This window comes from Streptomyces sp. JLBJ103, assembly GCF_058215575.1.
In genome coordinates, this window is sequence record NZ_CM177089.1 from 205,203 (window position 1) to 224,918 (window position 19,716).

Below are 19,716 nucleotides of genomic sequence, written 5' to 3' on the forward strand. Positions count from 1 at the left end.
TGTGCCACCGGACCGGAAGTCAGCGCCCCCAGGACGTCCGGGCCTCAAAGCCCGTCGGAGGATGAACTGTTCGCTCAAGAGATCCTGGCCCGGCCACCCGGATCGCGCCGACGCCGCGGGCGTTGGGGCCTGTTCAGCGGCGGATGGCGGGTTCGGCCGCGCTCTCCGGCCGGACGTCGCAAGCGCCCTGAGCTCGTCGGCCACGGGAGTCGCCATCGCCACCGCGGTGGTCACCGTCGGTGTCACCACCCATGAGCCCGTCGTCGCTCGCGAGTTGCCCGGCCTCGCTCTCGTCGATGCCGTCCTGGAGCGTCTGCCCGCGCAGCAGGAACCACGCCCCGACCGCCGTCGCGAGCAGCACCACCGCACCCACACCGCAGGCGATCCGCAGACCGTCCACGAAGGACTCCTGCGCCGAGGCCAGGAGCGCGGAGGCGGGGCCGGACGGCAGATCGGCGGCCGATTCCGCCGCGCCGCCCAGCGACTCGTGGGCCGCTGCGGCCACATCCGCCGGTACGCCCGAGGGTGTGTCGAAGCCCCGGTAAACACCGGTGACCACGGAGCCGAGGAGGGCGATACCGAGTGCCGCGCCGAGCTCGTAGGCCGTCTCGGAAACGGCGGACGCGCCGCCCGCCTGCTCCTTGGGGACACTGGAGAGGATCACATCCGCGGTGACCGTGAACGAGAAGCCCGCGCCGACGCCGACCACCAGCAACACCGCGCCCAGCACCGGGAAACCGGTGTGCGCGTCCAGGAAGACCAGCGCGGCGAGTGCCACGCCGATAGCCGCGAGCCCTCCGGCCACGATCACGCGGACGGAATAGCGCCGGGCCGCCGCACCCGCGACCAGCCCCGCCGCCACGGCGCCGATGGCCGCGGGCAGTTCGGCGAGACCTGCCTGAAGCGGTGTCCGCCCCTGGACCAGTTGCAGGAACTGCGACAGGAAGAAGACCAGACCGGACAGGCCCAGGATGGTGAGCAGGTCAGCCAGCACCGCGCCGGAGAAGCCGCGGTGCTGGAACAGCCGCATGTCCAGCAGCGGTGTCCGGAGGGTGAGTTGGCGCCTGACGAACGCCAGCAGCGACAGGGCACCGACGATACCGGCCGCGATCGCCACCCCTCCGGTGTTGTGCGAGGCCAGCTCCTTGACGCAGTAGACAACGCCGATCATGCCGACGAGGGACAGGCCCACGCTGGGCAGATCCCAGGGGCCGGGGTCGGGGTTCTTCGACTCCGGCAGCAGTCTGACGCCGACAAGGACGAGGACGGCCATCACGGGCAGGTTGATGAGGAACACCGATCCCCACCAGAAGTGCCCCAGCAGGAATCCGCCGACGACCGGTCCGACCGCCGCACCCGCCGATGCCGCGGCGCCCCAGACGCCGATGGCGACACTGCGCTCCCTCGGATCGGGGAAGAGGTTGCGGATGAGGGCGAGGGTCGACGGCATCAGTGTCGCGCCCGCCACTCCGAGTAGCGCACGGGCCGCGATCAGCGTCTCGGGCGAGGTGGCGTACGCGGCCAGCACCGACAGCCCGCCGAAGGCGGTGGCGCCGATGAGGAGCAGTTTCTTGCGGCCGATGCGGTCACCGAGACTGCCCATCGACACCAGCAGGCCGGCGATGACGAACGAGTAGACATCGCCTATCCACAGCAGCTGGTTGCCGGTCGGCTCCAGGTCCTCGCTGAGGTACGGCGTGGCCAGGCCGAGGACGGTCGCGTCGACGGCCACGAGCAACACGGCCAGGATGAGCACCGACAGGGCGAGCCAGCGGCCCGGTATCCCCTTGGCCGAGCCGGGCCGCGGCGCGGTGCGGCCCGAACCGGTCAGGCGCTCGGGGGTCTTGCCATTCACTTCTCCACACTCCGAATAATCCCTCCGAGCAGCAGCTCGGAGACCATGTAACCCGCGTCCTTGGACGCGATCCTGCCCTCCTGGGCACTCCAGGCCGAGGCGGCGATGAGGGAGTACAGCGCCTCGGTCAGCCAGGCCGGTGTCAGGTCCAGCCGGATCAGCCCCTGCTCCTGGCCCCGCCGGAACAGCGCGCCCACCTGTTCGTCGATGCGCTCCCAGCCCTCGTTCATGGCGTCGGACTCGAACAGCTGGTTCTCGCCGTAGAGGAAGGCCAGGAAGCCCGACACCGGCAGGGCCTCGGTGACCAGCCGACGCACCGCGTCCACGGGGTCCCCCTCGTCGATTCGCGCAACCGCGAGCCGTTCCTCGACGAGCTGGACGCCGAGCAGGCCGAGCGCCTGGACGAGCGCGTCCCGTCCGGCGAAGTGCCGGTGCAGGGTGGCACGGCTGATTCCGGCGGACTTGGCGATCTCGTCCATGGAAGCCGTGGCCTTGCGGGCGAGCAGATCGGCGGCGGCACTCAGGACGTGTTCACGATCAACGGACATGAGACAAGAGTAACCCATGTGAGACGTGGATGTCTCATGCGATACGTTCACGAGTCATCACAGAGGGGAGTGCTCATTTCACGTTCTGTTGGGCCGCATCGCTCGTATCCTGACTCCAGCATGCTCAGGCCCAAGGGGGACCGTTGGAACGCGGGGAGTTGATCGCAGGTCGGTACGAGCTGATCAAACGGCTCGGCCGTGGCGGTATGGGCGAGGTGTGGGCCGGAAGGGACCGCGGTCTGCGCCGCGATGTCGCGGTCAAGCTGCTCGCCCTCCACGATGCCCCTGACCCGGAGCTCGCCCTGCGGTTCGAGCGCGAGGCGGTGGCTGCCGCGCAGGTCAACCACCCCAACGTGGTCGCACTCCACGACCGCGGCGTTCATGAGGACGCACTGTTCCTGATCATGGAGAAGGTCCAGGGCGCAACGCTCGCGGAGCACATCCGTGAGGAGAGTCCCTTGTCCCCCGGCCGGGCGCTGGAGATCGCCCATGGGATCTGCGCGGCACTGGTCGCCGCGCATCAGGCCGGTGTCATCCATTACGACATCAAGCCGCACAACGTGATGATCACTCCCGACGGGCAGGTGAAGGTCGTCGACTTCGGCATCGCCGGGTTCATCCAGACCATGGTCACCGTGGCCGGTTCCTCCCAGCTGACCCCGGCCGGCACCCCCGAATACGGCGCGCCCGAGCAGTTCCTCACCGAACGCGGCGATGAGCGTTCGGACCTGTACGCGTTCGGCGGGGTGCTGTTCGCCATGCTCACCGGGCGGCCGCCGTTCACCGGGCACAACGCCCTGGCGATCGTGCGCCGCAAAGTGGACGAGGACGCACCCCCGCTTGCCTCGCTCCGCCCGGACGTGCCGCCCGCGCTGATGGCTCTGGTCGCCGAACTCCTGGCTCGTGAGCCTCGGCACCGCCCCGCGTCGGCACGACTGGTCCTCGAACGCATCGGCCGCCTCCGGACCGCCCTCGCCACCGGTGACCGGACCACGGAGTTCGGTCCGGCCGAGGCCCGCAAGGTGCTGCTGGCCAGGACGGCCGGGGCGATGAGGGCGGTGCTCGCGGGCGCGGAAGTCATCGCGAGGTCGCCACTCAGGGACGTCCTCCGGTCCGAGCGGCCGCCCGGGCTTACATCAACGCGGACGCGGCGTCTGCCCAGCTCCGCTCCACCGTTCCAGGGAACCTGGACAGGTGAGGAGCCGTTGTCCACCTACACGGCCAGATCGAGCCCACTCCGGTTCTGGTGCTTGGCGGTGGGCTTGTCGCTCGTGGCGGCATGGCTCATCGACTACCCGTTCCGTACGGGGCACCTGAACTCGGATTCCGACTTCAACCAGAGCGACTGGACCGGTTTTCTCATTCTCGGTGGCATCATCGCCGCTGCCGCGTTCCTCGCGTTCACCACGGCATGCGCCTCCTCCCTCCACGACGTGGCGCACGCACGCCGACGCAAGAAGAGAGCTCAGTGGGCGCTGCACGTCGGTCCCCACGGCATCGTGACCCACAGCGTCGCGGGACGGCAGGAGTTTCCCTGGGACCGGATCAAGAGGGTCGCCATCGAAGAGATCCCGGGCGCACTGCCCTATCAGTTCACCGGAGTTCATATCGACTTCGCGTCCGGCGCCAGGCGGCCGACGACGCTGCGACCGGCAGGATGGATCTACGCCGAGCCGAGCACGTTCAGCGCCCGCCCGAACGGGAGGACCCCCATCTGTGTCCTCGGGCCGATGACGGAGCGACAGCGGGCGGACCTGATGGAAGCTCTCTCCGAGTACGGCGGCGAGCGGTGGGTACCGTCGGCCTCCTTCGCTTCCCTGCCCATCGACCTGTGAGCAGCGTGGCACGAAACGCGATGGATCACGCACGGGTCGCGTCGTGCCCCGGCGGCCACTTCCCGGTGCGGGCGAAGCGCTCGAGATCGGCCTCGTACGGCGCGGGGTCGAGACCTTGGGCGTGAACCCACTCCGCGCTGAGGTGAGTGGTCCGGTAGGGCTCGGCGCTGTCGCCGACGAGGGTGATGACACTGCCCTGTATTCCCGCCGCGCGCATCCGCGCCACCAGGTGGCAGACCCCCCACAGATGGGTACCGGTCGCCGGTCCGGCCTTGATGTCGGCCACGGTGTGCAGCCAGCGCATCGCCGCGATGGACGCCGCGTCCGGCACCGGGATCACCAGGTCGATCACGTCCGGTGTGAATCCGGGTCCGACGCGAGGACGGCCGATGCCGGGGATACGCGACGGCATCCCCGTGGTGTAGTCGTCGCATCCGCTCGTCCACGCGGGGAAATAGGCCGAGTGCTCCGGATCCACCACGGCCAGCCGGGTCGCATGGCTGTGCCGCCGCAGGTGCCGCCCGATCGTCGCCGATGTGGCGCCCGTTCCGGCGCCGGTCACGATCCACTCCGGGACCGGGTGCGGTTGTCCTCGCATCTGACCGAAGATCTCGTCGGCGATCGTCGGTCCGCCGCAGGCGGCCACCGCTCGTTCCGCGTCGGCGAAGTGGTCCAGGACGTAGCCACGATGGCGCTCGGCCAACGTACGGGCTTCCTCCTGCACCGCGGCCGGTGGCCGCTCCCCCACCTGCCACCGCCCGCCCTCACGCTCGATCCGGTCCAGGAGATGGGTCGGCGTTTTCGTCGGCACGACGGCCGTGAAGGGCAGGCCCAGCAGCTTCGCGAAGCGGGCACCGACGACCGCGACCGCCCCGCCCGTCGCCGCGAACACCGGTGTGTTCTCGCCGACTTCTCCGCCGGCGACCGCCTTGCAGAACATGGCACGCACCAAGCGGTACTTCATGCTGCCGGAAGGGAGTGCCGACTCGTCCTTGAGGTAGATGTCGATCCCGTCGAGCGCGGGCATACGAAGTGGGCGAAGCGGAGTGGGGGTGATCCGCGCACCGTCTGCCTGTATGCGCCGGAGCGCATCCACTGCCCACACACGGGGATCAACCGCACTCATAGGCCGGACCCTACCGGAAGAGCCGCGTGCTCCCCGAGAGTTCCGCCGCCGCCCGCCAGCGCCGGTGCGGTCGTCACCCGCTGTCGATGAGACCGAGTACCTCCGCGGTCGGCCGCCGCTGTGGCCGCGCCGGCTTCAGCTCCGCCGGAAGGGCGTTCTCGCCGAACACGCGCAGTTCACCCGAGGGGCCCGAGTAGCCGCGCATCATGCGCCGTCCCTCGGCATGGCGGCCCCCTCAGCCGCACTGCATGGTCAGGACGGCCTGGTCGAAGCGGTTCGCCGCGAGATGCTCGGAACGGATCAGCCAGTACAGCACGCCGCAGTCGCCCCACAACATTCCCGCGTCATCGTCGCTGTCGAACTGGGCGAGCAGCGTCCAGCGTGCGGCCTCGGCCACGATCTGCGGGTCGTCCCGGCGCAGTCGGCCGCCCAGGACGCCCTGAGCCACCTCCACCTCGACGGCGCCCTGGATGCTCTGCGGGTGGCCGAGACCCTGGTGCCCGTTGTGCTGCTCATGCGGTTCCAGGGCGCGCCTGAACGGGCCGCTGGTGGCCGGGTGTTGGTACTGGTCCTGCCAGCGTTCGAAGCCGAAGGCGGAGGCCGACGCGGGAGAGTCGCTGCCCGGGATGCTCGGGCCCGGCACGGCGGTGAGAGGCACGGCGGCATAGGGTTCCACATCCTCGGGAGCCGGGCGTTCGACGGCCGACGGCTCCTCGGGCGGCAGATGCAGCACACGCGCACCGGCCCAGGTGTCACGGTCGTAGGCATCGACGACCCGGCCCTCCGCCTCGTCGAAACCGGTGAAGAAGGCGAGCCGGCCATCGGTGGCCAGGGGGAGTTCGCAGCCTTGTGCGGCGGCGATGGCGCGCAGGGCCGCGCAGTTGAGCATCGCCACGAAGGACATCGCGCATCCCTCCTCCTCCCACACGGGCCACGCCACGTCCTCAGGCAGCCGGGGAACTCCGCCGAGCTGTCCGACGACGGGCTCACCGGCCTCGGCTCTGCGCAGCCGGACACCCGGCCGGAGCAGGCCCGTCCAGCGCTCGGCGTCCTGCGAGGACAGGTGAGTGCGGGCGAGCGAGCGCAGGGTGTCGAACGTGGTTGCCGGGCGCGAGGTCGTCGTCATGTGGGCCATCCTGGCCCTCGCCACTGACAACCCCACGTCCGGGGCTCGGGCAGTGGCCGATCGCCGCCACCACCGCGCGGATCCTGCCGAGCGACCCGCGCGGCTCCCGCCAAGGGCTCACTTCCCGAGGGGCTGGGTGAAGCGCAACAGGTTGCCGGCCGGGTCGCGGAACGCGCAGTCGCGGACACCGTAGTGCTGGTCCATGGGCTCCTGGAGCACCTCGCCGCCCGCGGCGCTGACGCGCTCGAAGGTGGCGTCGCAGTCGTCCGTCGCGAAGATGACGCCGCGCAGCAGACCCTTGGCCATCAGCTCCGCCATGGCCTGTTTGTCGGCGGGCGAGGTGTTCGGGTCCGCGGCGGGCGGTTCCAGGACGATGTTCACGTCCGGCTGCGAGGGCGCCCCGACGGTCACCCAGCGCATCCCCTCGAATCCGACGTCATTGCGTACCTCGAGGCCGAGTACATCGCGGTAGAAGGCGATCGCCTTGTCGTGGTCGTCGACGGCGATGAAGCATTGCGAAAGCTTGATTTCCATGACGCTCACGCTACGGCCGAGCGGTCCTGCCCGCTTCTCCATTCCTGACCGGTCTCGTGTGAATCTTGGCCATGCATGCCGGGATGCCAGCGCCGTGATCATGACTCCGGGCCCGGTAGGCGCTCGGGCTCTCGCCGACCAACTGGGTGAAGCGCGAGCTGAACGACCCCAGGGAGGTACAGCCGACCGCGAAGCAGACCTCGGTCACCGAGAGGTCGCCGCGCCGCAGCAGCGCCTTGGCCCGCTCGATGCGGCGGGTCATCAGGTAGCTGTACGGCGTCTCGCCGAAAGCGGCGCGGAAGCTGCGGGAGAAGTGGCCCGCCGACATCAGGGCGTCACGCGCCAGCGCCGGGACGTCCAGCGGCTCGGCATAGTCACGGTCCATCCGGTCGCGGGCCCGCCGCAGCCGGACGAGGTCGTCGAGGTTCTGCCGTTTCACCTGAGCAGTTTCCCACAGCGGCCGAGGCCGCCGCCGTGGATCCGTGGCACCGCCCACGCCCCGTGGCGGTGCGGTGTCCGGACCGGTCAGGAATGGAGAAGCGCCGGTCACGCGGCCATGGCTAGCGTCATCGCCATGGACATCACCATTCACAGGACCTTCCTTCCGCATGACGACCCGGACGCCTCCCTGGCCTTCCATCGCGACACCCTCGGCTTCGAGGTCCGTTTCAACGAGCGGTACTGAACCGGGTTCGTCCCGCACACCGGACTACTGGTTTCCACACCTCCCCCATCGCGCCCCGATCAGGTAGAAAAGCGATCGGTTGCCGCGACCGTGCCGACCAAGGAACACCAGACATACTGCTCGAGGCTGGTCGGACGCAGCCAAGCGACGCCGACGGAGACCGCCCCGGGGGGCTCCGTCCGACACATGGAGACACGATGAGCATGACCACGAGGACGGACACGCCGTCGCCCGCGCCGCACGCTGCCGACAGCCACGATCTGATCCGCGTGCACGGTGCACGCGAGAACAACCTCAAGGACGTCAGCATCGAGATCCCGAAGCGCCGGCTGACGGTGTTCACCGGCGTCTCCGGCTCGGGCAAGAGCTCGCTGGTGTTCAACACCATCGCCGCGGAGTCACAGCGGCTGATCAACGAGACCTACAGCGCGTTCGTGCAGGGCTTCATGCCGACGTTGGCACGGCCCGAGGTCGATGTCCTCGACGGCCTGACGACCGCGATCACCGTCGATCAGCGGCAGATGGGGGGCGACCCCCGCTCCACGGTCGGCACCGCCACCGATGCCAACGCGATGCTGCGCATCCTCTTCAGCCGGCTGGGGAAGCCGCATATCGGCCCGCCCAGCGCGTTCGCCTTCAACGTCCCCACGGTCCGGGCGAGCGGCGCGATCACCGTCGAGCGCGGTGACCGCAAGACCGAGAAGGCGACCTTCAACCGCACCGGCGGTATGTGTCCGCGCTGCGAGGGCCGGGGCACGGTCACCGATCTCGACCTCACCCAGCTCTACGACGACTCCAAGTCGCTCACCGACGGCGCGATCAACGTCCCCGGCTACAAGACGGGCGGCTGGAACTACCGGCTCTACAGCGAGTCGGGCTTCTACGACCCGGACCAGCCGATCCGCACGTACACCAAGCGGGAGCTGCACGACTTCCTCCACCGCGAGCCGACCAGGATGAAGATCGCGGGCATCAACATGACCTACGAGGGGCTGATCCCACGGATCCAGAAGTCGATGCTCTCCAAGGACCGGGAGGCGATGCAGCCGCACATCCGGGAGTTCGTGGACCGGGCGGTCACCTTCACCACCTGCCCGGAGTGTGAGGGCACCCGGCTCAGCGAGGGAGCCCGGTCGTCGAAGTTCAAGGGAATCAACATCGCCGACGCCTGCGCGATGCAGATCAGCGATCTGGCCGCGTGGGTCGGCGGCCTCGACGAGCCCTCGGTGGCGCCGCTGCTCACGACGCTGCGGCAGACCCTCGACTCGTTCGTGGAGATCGGGCTCGGCTACCTCTCGCTCGACCGGCCGTCGGGCACACTGTCGGGCGGTGAGGCGCAGCGCGTCAAGATGATCCGCCACCTCGGCTCCTCGCTCACCGATGTCACCTACATCTTCGACGAGCCCACCGCGGGCCTGCACCCCCATGACATCCAGCGGATGAACAACCTGCTGCTGCGGCTGCGGGACAAGGGAAACACGGTGCTCGTCGTGGAGCACAAGCCGGAGACGATCATGATCGCCGACCATGTCGTCGACCTCGGGCCGGGCGCCGGTACGGCGGGCGGCACCGTCTGCTTCGAGGGCACCGTTGAGGGGCTGCGGGCAGGCGGCACCGTCACCGGCCGCCATTTCGACGACCGGGCCGCTCTCAAGGAGACGGTGCGGAAGCCCACCGGCACACTGGAAATCCGTGGCGCGACCGCACACAACCTGCGCGAGGTCGACGTCGACATCCCGCTCGGGGTGCTGGTCGTCGTCACCGGCGTCGCCGGCTCCGGCAAGAGCTCCCTCGTGCACGGATCGATCCCCGCCGGCGCGGGTGTGGTGTCGGTCGACCAGGGCGCGATCCGCGGCTCCCGGCGGAGCAACCCGGCGACGTACACCGGATTGCTCGAGCCGATACGCAAGGCGTTCGCGAAGGTCAACGGCGTGAAGCCGGCGCTGTTCAGTGCCAACTCCGAGGGCGCCTGCCCCGGCTGCAAGGGCGCCGGGGTCATCTACACCGACCTGGCGATGATGGCGGGCGTCGCCACCACCTGCGAGGAGTGCGAGGGGAAGCGGTACCAGGCAGCGGTGCTCGACCACCACCTCGGTGGCCGCGACATCAGCGAGGTGCTGGCGATGTCGGTGGCCGAGGCCGAGGAGTTCTTCGCCGCCGGTGAGGCGCGCACACCCGCGGCCCACCGGATCCTGGGGCGGCTGGCCGACGTCGGGCTCGGCTACCTCAGCCTCGGCCAGCCGCTCACCACGCTGTCCGGCGGCGAGCGGCAACGCCTCAAGCTGGCCACCCACATGGCCGAGAAGGGCGGCGTCTACATCCTCGACGAGCCGACGACCGGCCTGCATCTCGCCGACGTCGAGCAGCTGCTCGGCCTGCTCGACCGGCTCGTCGACTCCGGTAAGTCGGTCATCGTCGTGGAACACCACCAGGCGGTCATGGCGCACGCCGACTGGATCATCGACCTCGGCCCCGGCGCCGGCCACGACGGCGGCCGGATCGTCTTCGAGGGCACACCCGCCGACCTCGTCACCGCCCGCTCCACCCTCACCGCCGAACACCTCGCGGCCTACGTCGGCGCCTGACGACCGCGCGCCCGCATCGTGTTCACGGGTGCGCCTACGTCTCGTCCAGCGCGGTGGCGGATGTGTCGACCACCTGGGCCTGCTCGGGCCGGGCCGCAGCGCCGACCGTGTGCATGTGCCGCAGCCCCTGTCGATAGGAGTCGAGCAGCCCCGTCTCGGCGTACGGCAGGCCCAGGAGCCCGCAGTGCTGTCGCACCAGCGGCTGTACGAGCCTGAGGTGGGGCCTGGGCATGTTCGGGAAGAGGTGGTGCTCGATCTGGTAGTTCAGCCCGCCGAGCAGCCAGTCCGTGACCGCACCGCCGCGCACGTTGCGCGAGGTCAGAACCTGTCGGCGCAGATGGCCCCAGCGCTCGCCCGCCGGGTCGGGCATCTCCATGCCCTTGTGGTTGGGGGCGAAGGCCATACCCAGATGGAGCCCGAAGAGCGCCTGGTGGAGCAGGGCGAACGCGATGGCTTTGCCCACCGGCAGAATGGTGAGCAGCAGGGCTGCGTAGCCGATCGCGTGCAGCGCCAGGAGAGCGCCTTCGACGGCCCGTTCGCGAACGGGCTGCCGTCGCAGGTCCCGGACACTGCTCACCTTCAGAGCGATGCCCTCGAGGAGCAGCATCGGGAAGAACAACCGGGCCTGATGACGGGTCACCCAGCCGGCGAAACCGCGGCGTTCAGCGGCTTGCTCCGCGGTCCATACGAGTGCGCCGACGCCGACATCGGGGTCCTTCTCGATGTGGTTGGGGTTGGCGTGGTGGCGGTTGTGCTTGTCGTTCCACCAGGCGTAGCTCATCCCCAGGAGCAGATTGCCGTGGAGGAGCCCGAGGGCCCGGTTGGCTCGGCGGCCGGCGGCGATCTGGGCGTGTCCGGCGTCGTGGCCGACGAAGGCGGTGCGGGCCGACAGGACGGCGAGCGGCGGGGCGAGCAGCAGCGACCACCAGGTGTTCCCGGCGAGGGCGATCGCCGTCACCACTGCGGCCAGGGCGAGGAGGTTCACGGTGATCATCCGGGTGTACCAGCCCCTGCGGCGCTCCAGCAGCCCCTGTCTCCTGACCTCCCTCAGGAGGGGAGCGAACTCGCTCCCCGGCAGCGCGGTGCCGCGGTCGAGTGCGCGGGGCTCGGACGGCACGGTGGCCTGAGGCATGAAGGGCTCCGGTCGTGTATCGGTCGCAACGTTCTGACCTGCAAGAACGTACGGACCGACGACCGGTCGGCGCTATGGCGGCACCACCCCGACCGCATGGGGGCCAGCCCCGGGTTCCTCAGGGGGGCTGGCTACACCTCTCCCCCTCCTGGCACCCCGACCGTCCAACGCGCCATGGACGCGGTCAGGAGGGGGCCGGGCCCGTGCTGGCCCGGATCACCAGCTCGGGGTCGAACAGCAGCTCCCCGGTGGGCACATCGCGATTGCTGACCAGGGCCAGCACCGTACGGCCGACTTCCAGCGCGAGCCGGTCGGCGGGCTGACGCACCGTGGTGAGCGGAGGGTCCACAAACTCGGTGATCATCGTCCCGTCGTAGCCCACCACCGAGATGTCCCCGGGCACCGAGCGTCCCTGGCGCCGCACCCCGCGGATGGCGCCGAGCGCCATGTAGTCACTCGCCGCGACGATCGCGGTGGCACCGAGGCCGAGCAGGGTGGTGGCGGCCGACTGGCCGCCCTCGACGGTGTACGACTGCCGGATCACCCAGCGCTCGGGGTCCTCGATGCCGCGCTTCGCCATGGCCGTGCGGAAACCCTCGACCCGCTTGTCGGCCGGGTGGTTGCCCACCGGGCCGGAGGCCATGCCGATCCTGCGGTGTCCGAGCCGGTGGAGGTGGTCGACGGCCAGTTCGGCGGCCAGGACGTCATCGGTGGAGAACACGGGCGCGGGCACACCGTCCGCGAACTCCCCGTTGATGGCCACGTACGGAATACGGCGCGTGCGCAGCATCTCGTAGGTCTCGACGTCCGCTCCCTCGACGGTGTTCGACGCGGAGAGGAACACCACCGCCGCGATGCCCTTGTCCACCAGGGAGGAGATGAAGTCGCGCTCCTGGACACCGCCGGGGAACGCGGGACACACCACCGACTTCAGTCCGTGGGGCGCGAGTGAGGACTCGATCCGCTCGGCCACGTCCGCGAAGAACGGATTGGACACATGCTCGGTGAGCAGGGCGACCAACTGGCCCTGGGTCGGGCGTTCGTAGCCGAGCTCGGCCATGGCCTGCTCGACGGTGTCGCGGGTCTTCTTGGAGACGCCCTGCCGCCGGTTGATCACACGGCTGACGGTCGCTTCGCTGACCCCTGCCCGCGTGGCGACCTCGGTGATCCCCACCTTCACTGTGTGCCGCCTTCCCTGATCCGGAGTGTGGCCAGTCCCATGCTCGGTACGGGGACCGTGTGCACGCCGGGTGTGAGCACCCGCCGGCACCGGTCGATGATACGGCCACGGGGGTCGTGCACCGTGATGTCCACGGTGCGGGAGTCCTCGCCCGCCGCCACGGTGAGCCGGTCCGCCGGGGTTCCGTTGACCAGCACGATCTCGTACTGCCCGGCGGGCCGCAGCGGCACCACGCGATCGCTGTGCACATCGATGACGCACACGCCGTCGGCGGTCGAACGGACCAGCGTGTAGAGCTCGTCGGGTCGCCCGGGTTCGACTGTTCCGTCCAGCAGTTGCGGACGCAGACGGCTCCATTCGGCGAGCCAGAACGCGATCGCCTCACGGTGGGCCGCGGGGAGCCGGTCCAGCCGCACCGAGAGCTGCGGAACGGCGTGGAAGGTGCCGATGAGCTGGCGCACCGCGGCCTCGACCGGGGCGGCCGGATCCCACAGCAGCATGTCGGAGTGGACCGCGCCGCCGACGGTGAGCAGTGAGGTGTCGATGGTGCGGACCCGGTTGGCGGTGGCGTCCGCCGGGCAGTCGAAGGAGCGCATCATATTGCCGTACGGGGCCATACCGGGACCGGTGTACGGCTGGCGCAGTTCCAGCAGCACATCGGGGCGGACGGCCTGGAGCGCGCACCGCAGGTCGGCGAGGAGGAGGGCCATGGCAGCGCCGACGTCCCCGGCGCCGTCGCCCGCGTACACCATGGCCTGGTCGAGGAAGTCCACCTTCAGACCGTCGAGTCCGTGGTCGCGCACCAGGCGTACGCACTGCTCGACGATCCGGGAGCGCACCTCCGGGTGGCGGGGGTCCAGGACGGCGGCGCCGGGGGACGTGGCGGGGCGCGTGGCGTACGGTGCCCACACCCGGTGGCAGGCGGCCCGTGGGCCCAGCAGGAGCGGGGCGATCCAGACCATGTAACGCAGTCCGTGGCCGCGCACCCGGGCGACATGTGCGGTGAAGTCGGGGAACTTGGCCTCGTCCGGCTCCCAGTCGCCGCAGCCCGCGTAGCCGCGCCCGTGGCCGTGGCGTTGCCACCCGTCGTCCAGGATCAGCACTCCGCAGCCGAGTTCGGCGGCCAGGCGGGCCTGGGTCTCCAGGGATACCGCGTCCACCTGCTGGTTGAAGGCGTACCAGGTGGAGTAGACGGGTGTGCGGGCGCTGTCGGGCACCGGCAGCGCCGCCACCTCGGCGGTGAACCAGGCGCGCAGGACGCGCAGCGCCGCGGCGACCGACTCCGCGCGCGGTACAAGCAGCAACCGGTGCGGGCCGTCCGACGCGGGCAGATGGAGATGGACGACATAGGTGTCGTTCTCCTCCGACACCCCGAACCGCAGCGTGGTCTCCGGGACCGGATCGACGGCCGCGAAGGTCAGCAGCGTGGCGCCGGAGTGGTCGTAGAGGCACCCGGCGGCGTGTCCGTCGACCAGGGAGGCCACCGACCGCCCCTCCCAGTCGGCGAGCAGGGTGCGATGCCATCCGACGCGCGGATGCCAGTACCCGGCGGCGTCCCCGAGCGGTACGGAGAACCGCACCTCGACGGGGGCGCCGTCGGCCCGCAGCCACAGGGTGCTGGGCCCCCCGGGCTCTTCGACAAGGTCCCAGGAGACGTCCGCGCCGGGGGCCAACACGGCGATGCTCACTCCGTCGAGCAGCGGCTCACAGGCCGCGGGAGCCAGCTCCGCGGTGGTGACGGCCTGGTGGGTCGCGTGGGACATGGTCACTCCTTCACGGCGCCGGCCAGCAGGCCGGAGACAAAGTGGCGTTGCAGCACGAGGAAGACGACGGCCATGGGCACCGCGGCGACGGCGGTACCGGTGAGGATGGCCCCGTAGTCGGTGTTGTTGAGCCCCTGGAGGGCGGCGAGGGCCACGGGGATGGTGAACGACTGGCTGTCGCGCAGCACGACCAGCGGCCAGATGAAGTCGTTCCACTGGTAGAGGAAGAGGAAGATGGCGAGCGCCGCGAGGGCGGGTTTCATCGGCGGGAGGACCACCTTCCAGAACAGTCGCAGCTCGCCGCAGCCGTCCATCCGGGCCGAGTCGAGCAGCTCGTCGGGGAGGGCGGCCATCGACTGGCGCATCAGGAAGATGCCGAACGGCAGGGCGAGATTCGGCATGATCACGGCCTGGTAGGTGTTCAGCCACTCCAGCTGCGCCATCAGTTTGAACAGCGGGATCAGGGTCACCTGGACCGGGATCACCAGTCCGAGCATCAGCAGTCCGAACAGCGCTTCGCGGCCCTTGAAGCGGTACTTGGCGAAGCCGTATCCGGCGAGAGTGCACACCGCGCCGGCGCACAGGGTGTAAATCGCCGCGATCAGCGTGGAGTTGAGCACCACGCGGCCGAAGGACGCGGTCCGCTGGAGGGTGTCGAGGTTCTCCGGGAGGTGGCCGCCGGGCAGCAGGGGCGGGGGGCTGTCGAAGATCTCGTTGCTGCTGTGGGTACTGGCGATGATCAGCCAGTAGAGGGGGATGACCACCGCGGCCAGGGTGATGGCGAGCGAGGAGGTCAGCAGGATGCCGTTGCGGCGCTGTGCGGGTCTCACGACTTGTCTCCCAGCACCCGGAACTGGATCAGTCCGAGGATTCCGATGAGGACGGCGAGCGCGTAGGCGATGGCCGAGGCGTAGCCGAAGTCGAAGTACTTGAAGGCGGTCTGGTAGAGGTACACGCCGATGGTCAGGGTGGCGTTGTCCGGGCCGCCTCCGGTGAGGATGTACGGCTCGTCGAAGAGTTGCAGGGTGCCGATGGTGGAGAGGACCGTGGTGAGCAGCAGTGCGGGGCGGAGCCCCGGCAGAGTCACATGGCGGAAGGTGTGCCAGGGTCCCGCTCCGTCCACGGCGGCCGCGTCGTAGAGCTCCTTCGGTACGGTTTGCAGCCGGGCCAGCAGGATCACCGCGTTGTAGCCGGTGTAGTGCCAGGTCAGCGCGAGGCCGATGGAGATCTTCGCCCAGAGGGGGTCGGTCAGCCAGGGGACGCCGTCGGCGCCGAAGAGTTCCAGGAACCAGTTGACCAGGCCGTACTCCTGGTGGAGGAGGACGGAGAAGACGATGCCATAGGCCACCAGACCGGTCACCATCGGCAGGAAGAAGCCCAGCCGGAAGACCGAACGCCCGTGCAGCAGAGTGGAGTTGAGCGCGACGGCGAGTCCGGTGGCGAGTGCCAGCATCACCGGGACCTGGACGGCGAGGACCACGGCGGTGTTCTTCAGCGCGGTCCAGAACAGCGGATCGTCGATCAGCCGCCGGTAGTTGTCGCCGCCCACGAAGGTGTCGACGCCGCCCACCGACTTGTGGAGGCTGAGCACGAAGGACCAGCCGATGGGGTAGAGCTTGAACGCCGCGAAGAGGGCGAGGGCGGGCAGGATGAAGAGGTAGGGGGCGAGGCGCCCGCGTGGTCGGTTCCTCCTCGCTCCGGCCGCTCTGGCGGGGGCGGTTGCCGCCGGCGCCTTGTGGAGGACCGCACTCATCGGACGATCTTCCGTCCGGTCTGCTTGCCGAGCTGGTCGGCGGCATCGCCCAGCACGTCGGCCGGGTCGGCACCCTTGAGCAGCACCTTGGTCTGGGCGTCGGTGACCACCTTGAGCGCACGGGCGTAGTCGGCGGAGTAGTTGAACGCCGGGGAGGGCGCCTTGAGCGCCTTGAGGAAGACCTCTCCTCGCTTCTGTCCGCCGAAGTAGGACGACGGCTCGTGGAAGGCGGCGTCGTCGTACGCCTTCATCAGGGCCGGGGCGATGGCCGCGCTCCGGTAGATCTTCGCCTGTGAGGCCGGGCGGGTGAGGACGTACTCGACGAAGGACCAGGCGGCGGCCTGGTGGGGGCTGCTGCCCGCGACGGCGAGGTGGGTGGAGTTGACGGTGGCCGAACGGGAGCCGCCGGGGCGGACGGCCGGGGGTAGCTGGACGCGCCACTTGCCCTTCTGCTGGGGCACCTCGCGCTCGATGACACCGCCGAACCAGGTGGGCGAGGGCTGCACGGCGACGGTGCTCTTCTTCAGCGATCGCACCATGGTGTTCCAGCCGCCGGAGAAGTCGCTGACCAGCCCGGCGTCGTTCAGCCGCTTGATGATCTTCATGGCACGCACCGCCTCCGGGGAGTCGAGCGTGATGTCACCGTCGGCGTTGAAGTAGAAGGTGCCCTGGAGCTGGAGGAGCATCTGGAAGAAGTTGGCGGCGTCGGCCTGGGAAGCGGGCTTGTCTATGCCGATCAGGCGGGTGCCGGTCTTGGCCTTGATCTTCTTTCCGGCCTCGATGGTGTCGTCCCAGGTGGCCAGGGCGCCCGCATCGACACCCGCCTTCTCGAAGAGGTCCGCGCGGTACCAGAAGCCCGCCGAATTGGCCTCCCAGGGAAGGGCGTTGACCCGTTTGCCGTCCGGGGAGACGGTGCGCCACAGGCCCGGGGCAAAGGCTCCGCGGTACTTGGTGGCGCCCAGCTCGCCCAGGTCGGCGAGTCCGTCCGGGAACTTCTCGGTGTAGCCGGGGAGGTAGTCGACGCCGATGTGCAGCACATCGGCGAGCCCCTCGCCTCCGGCCGCCATGGCGGTGGTGATCTTGTCCCAGATGGCCGGGTTCCCGATGTCCTGGACGGTCACCTTGATACCCGGGTGCTTCTTGCGGAACTCCGGCACCAGCGCCCTCAGCGCCTTGGCCGGTTCCTGCCAGCTCCAGACGGTGATGGAGCCCTTGTTCTTGTCGCCCGCGCCGCCGGTCCCGGCGGAGCCGGAGCCGGAACAAGCGGAGAGCGAGGTGGCGGCGGCGAGCGCGCCGCCGAGCTGGAGGAGTCTTCGGCGGTCGATACCGAGGGGGGTGTTCACGGGAGAGACGTTCATGGCTGATCCCTGTCTGCGGCTGCGCGCACAGCCGCGCCGTGGCACGAGGGGTGACGCCAGGAACGTAGTACTTGCAAGGATTCACTGCAATCTTTCTGCACACTTTATTTTGTTCCTTGAGGTCACTAAAGAAAGCATGCGCACGCACATTGCAAGGCTGATGGCCGATTGCTAGCGTCACCGCCCCAAGGGCCGCCCGGCTCCCGTCCACGCCGATGACGACCGGGAGAAAGAGATGAGACCTTCCCGCCTGTCCGTGCTGTCCGCGCTGTCCACGCTCAGCGTGCTCGCCGTAACGCTTCTGCCGACGGGAGGGGCGTCCGCCGCGGCCACCCCACCGGCTCCGCTGACCGTCACCGACCCCGGCTTCGAGCAGGAGGGCACGGGCTGGACCCTCACCTCCGGCGCGGGCACCGCCACCAACCTGCCCCACGGCGGCAACCGGCTGCTCTACCTCGACGGGGGTCCGGACAAGAAGGCGTCCCAGACCATCACGGCCCGCCGGTCCGGCACCTATGACTTCTCCGCGTGGATCGCCACCGGAGGGCCCGGAGCCCACTTCACGGCGCGGGTGAACGGGAAGGTCATGGACTCCGTCGCGCTGCCCAGCCGCCCGACGTACGCCCGCTACACCATCAGCCGGGTCGCTCTGAAGCCCGACGACACGTTGGAGATCGCCTTCGAGTCCGGCGACGGCTGGGTCAACGCCGACGACGTCATGGTGTCGCCGTCATCCCCGGTGGACCCCACCATCAGCTCCTCGGACCCGAGGATCGTGGAGATGTTCACCTGGTCGAAGCGGAAGGCCAACAGCTGGGTGCAACTCCCCGGCACCACCGGCCCGTTGAACGTCGACGAGAACAACCGGTCGGGAACCGGCACCGGTACCTACGGCCCCGCCTACTGGGCGGGTTACGCCCACCGCAGCGCGTACTACTCGCGCGACTTCGCCCACCAGCTCGGCGGAGCCGCCGTCCTCGGGCTCGGCGCCGAGAACAAGGCGATGCTCCGCTCCTACGCCGCTACCGCCACGGCCGAGCACCGCTACTACCCGGTCTGGGCGCTCAACTTCGACACCACCACCGCGCACGCGATCGACTACCACGGCCCCGACGACTTCGTCCGCGAAGTGCCCGCCACCTTCGAACTGGTGGAGAAGGCGAATGAGGCCTACCGCTGGAGCGGCGACCGCGCCTATCTCGACGACACCGCCTTCTGGGACTACTACCGCCACGCGACCGAGGAGTTCGTCGACCTCCACAACGGCACCAAGGACAACGGGAAGGTCAAGGTGGCCGAAGGCACCGGGAAGGGCATCTTCGCCGGGGCCGCCAGCTACAACGAGGAGGGCAACGAACACCTCGCCGAGGCCGGCGACGGCATCGCGGCGCAGTACCAGGCGTACCGCGCGCTGGCGGAGCTCGCACACGACAAGGGCGACCGCGCCCTCGAGGCCGCGTCCGCCGCACGGGCCAAGCAGCTCAAGGAGTACTTCAACACCACCTGGAGCGGCGACGGATCGGGCGCGTCCATGGTGCGCGCCTACCGCACCGATGGCACGGCGGTCACCGGCTGGGGCAAGGAGAACAGCTGGTTCATGCCGATGAAGGGCATCATCGACCCCGGCCCCCGCAACGACGCCTACCTCGACTACATCGACGAGCAGGCGAGCGGCTCGGGCAGGCCCGGGAACATCGAGGCCCTCACCTACCTCCCCGACACCTTCTTCCGGAACAACCGCGCGGACACGGCCTGGAAGTGGATGCGCCACATCTACGACCAGCGGAACACCCAGCACACCGTCAGCCGTCAGGGCCCCAACGGGGACTACCCCGAGGTGTCCTTCACCCTCCTGAGCCAGACGGTCCAGGGGCTGATGGGCGTCGCGCCCGACGCGCCCCGCCGCTCCCTGACCACCCAGTCACGGCTGCCCAGCGGGATGGACTGGCTGAAGCTGGACGATCTGCGCATCGGCAAGAACACCTTCAGCCTGCGTCACGACGGCACCGCCTCGTCCACCCTCGCCCACACCTCCGGAGCCGCCGCCTACACCTGGGAGGCCCGATTCTCCGGCAAGCACAGCCGGATCACGGTCGACGGGAAGAAGCGCCCGGTACGCACCAAGACGGTGGACGGCGTGACCTACACCTACGCCGTTGTCTCCGTGGCCCCCGGAACGTCCAGGACCGTCCGGGTCGGCTGACCCGCCCCTCCCCTCTCCCGAACCGCCGCCGCA

The 19,716-nt window shown here is 69.6% G+C and carries 16 protein-coding genes and 1 pseudogene; 4 read left to right on the forward strand and 13 right to left on the reverse strand.

The features are described 5' to 3' along the window. Window positions 1-133: 133 nt before the first annotated feature. Together AC4BEG_RS00835 and AC4BEG_RS00840 are read right to left on the reverse strand one after the other, a co-directional pair. Window positions 134-1,831 carry an MFS transporter gene (locus AC4BEG_RS00835; RefSeq protein ID WP_490707322.1) on the reverse strand — a complete coding sequence of 566 codons (1,698 nt, stop codon included), beginning with the start codon at window positions 1,829-1,831 and terminating at the stop codon, window positions 134-136. Between the two features lie 20 nt (window positions 1,832-1,851). Beyond that, window positions 1,852-2,403, reverse strand: coding sequence for a TetR/AcrR family transcriptional regulator (locus AC4BEG_RS00840; RefSeq protein WP_490703964.1), 552 nt, complete (start codon window positions 2,401-2,403; stop codon window positions 1,852-1,854). 158 nt (window positions 2,404-2,561) lie between these two features. Here AC4BEG_RS00840 and AC4BEG_RS00845 point away from each other — a divergent pair, with 158 nt between their 5' ends. Next, window positions 2,562-4,238 carry a serine/threonine-protein kinase gene (locus AC4BEG_RS00845; protein ID WP_490703965.1) on the forward strand — a complete coding sequence of 559 codons (1,677 nt, stop codon included), beginning with the start codon at window positions 2,562-2,564 and terminating at the stop codon, window positions 4,236-4,238. A gap of 25 nt (window positions 4,239-4,263) precedes the next feature. Here the strand turns inward: AC4BEG_RS00845 and AC4BEG_RS00850 are convergent, their stop codons facing one another. The 5 genes from AC4BEG_RS00850 to AC4BEG_RS00870 form a co-directional block, all read right to left on the reverse strand. Then, the gene (locus tag AC4BEG_RS00850) at window positions 4,264-5,265 is read right to left on the reverse strand and encodes a pyridoxal-phosphate dependent enzyme (RefSeq protein WP_490703966.1); all 1,002 of its coding nucleotides are present in this window, start codon (window positions 5,263-5,265) and stop codon (window positions 4,264-4,266) included. A 172-nt stretch (window positions 5,266-5,437) separates the two neighbouring features. After that, complete coding sequence (locus AC4BEG_RS00855; protein ID WP_490703967.1) at window positions 5,438-5,572, reverse strand: hypothetical protein; 135 nt, start codon at window positions 5,570-5,572, stop codon at window positions 5,438-5,440. 27 nt (window positions 5,573-5,599) lie between these two features. After that, entirely contained in the window at window positions 5,600-6,490 is an 891-nt protein-coding gene (locus tag AC4BEG_RS00860; protein WP_490703968.1) for a YwqG family protein, read from the reverse strand. Window positions 6,491-6,607: 117 nt separating this feature from the next. Further along, on the reverse strand, window positions 6,608-7,024 hold the full coding sequence (locus AC4BEG_RS00865) for a VOC family protein (RefSeq protein WP_490703969.1): 417 nt from the start codon (window positions 7,022-7,024) through the stop codon (window positions 6,608-6,610). A gap of 10 nt (window positions 7,025-7,034) precedes the next feature. After that, window positions 7,035-7,409: a helix-turn-helix transcriptional regulator gene (locus tag AC4BEG_RS00870; RefSeq protein WP_490707323.1), complete on the reverse strand. Its 375-nt coding sequence runs from the start codon at window positions 7,407-7,409 to the stop codon at window positions 7,035-7,037. 189 nt (window positions 7,410-7,598) lie between these two features. Between AC4BEG_RS00870 and AC4BEG_RS00875 the strand changes: the two are divergent. After that, a pseudogene (locus AC4BEG_RS00875) lies at window positions 7,599-7,691 on the forward strand (VOC family protein); the annotation flags it as partial. Between the two features lie 215 nt (window positions 7,692-7,906). Beyond that, a complete protein-coding gene (locus tag AC4BEG_RS00880; protein WP_490703970.1) occupies window positions 7,907-10,294 on the forward strand; it encodes an ATP-binding cassette domain-containing protein in 2,388 nt (795 codons plus the stop codon). 34 nt (window positions 10,295-10,328) lie between these two features. On the opposite strand, the gene AC4BEG_RS00885 is transcribed toward AC4BEG_RS00880, so the two are convergent. From AC4BEG_RS00885 to AC4BEG_RS00910, 6 genes are all read right to left on the reverse strand, one after another. Further along, a complete protein-coding gene (locus AC4BEG_RS00885) occupies window positions 10,329-11,426 on the reverse strand; it encodes a fatty acid desaturase family protein (RefSeq protein WP_490703971.1) in 1,098 nt (365 codons plus the stop codon). 184 nt (window positions 11,427-11,610) lie between these two features. Beyond that, window positions 11,611-12,600 (reverse strand): LacI family DNA-binding transcriptional regulator, encoded by a 990-nt coding sequence (locus tag AC4BEG_RS00890; RefSeq protein ID WP_490703972.1) that lies wholly within the window; start codon window positions 12,598-12,600, stop codon window positions 11,611-11,613. A gap of 2 nt (window positions 12,601-12,602) precedes the next feature. Next, window positions 12,603-14,369 carry a glycoside hydrolase family 36 protein gene (locus AC4BEG_RS00895; protein ID WP_490703973.1) on the reverse strand — a complete coding sequence of 589 codons (1,767 nt, stop codon included), beginning with the start codon at window positions 14,367-14,369 and terminating at the stop codon, window positions 12,603-12,605. A gap of 2 nt (window positions 14,370-14,371) precedes the next feature. After that, the gene (locus AC4BEG_RS00900; RefSeq protein WP_490703974.1) at window positions 14,372-15,199 is read right to left on the reverse strand and encodes a carbohydrate ABC transporter permease; all 828 of its coding nucleotides are present in this window, start codon (window positions 15,197-15,199) and stop codon (window positions 14,372-14,374) included. Then, a complete protein-coding gene (locus AC4BEG_RS00905) occupies window positions 15,196-16,122 on the reverse strand; it encodes a carbohydrate ABC transporter permease (protein WP_490703975.1) in 927 nt (308 codons plus the stop codon). The genes AC4BEG_RS00900 and AC4BEG_RS00905 overlap by 4 nt, the downstream gene beginning before the upstream one ends. Continuing rightward, entirely contained in the window at window positions 16,119-17,480 is a 1,362-nt protein-coding gene (locus AC4BEG_RS00910) for an ABC transporter substrate-binding protein (protein ID WP_490703976.1), read from the reverse strand. The genes AC4BEG_RS00905 and AC4BEG_RS00910 overlap by 4 nt, the downstream gene beginning before the upstream one ends. 235 nt (window positions 17,481-17,715) lie before the next feature. On the opposite strand from AC4BEG_RS00910, the gene AC4BEG_RS00915 reads away from it, so the two are divergent. Further along, the gene (locus AC4BEG_RS00915; RefSeq protein WP_490703977.1) at window positions 17,716-19,683 is read left to right on the forward strand and encodes a carbohydrate-binding protein; all 1,968 of its coding nucleotides are present in this window, start codon (window positions 17,716-17,718) and stop codon (window positions 19,681-19,683) included. Window positions 19,684-19,716 lie beyond the last annotated feature (33 nt).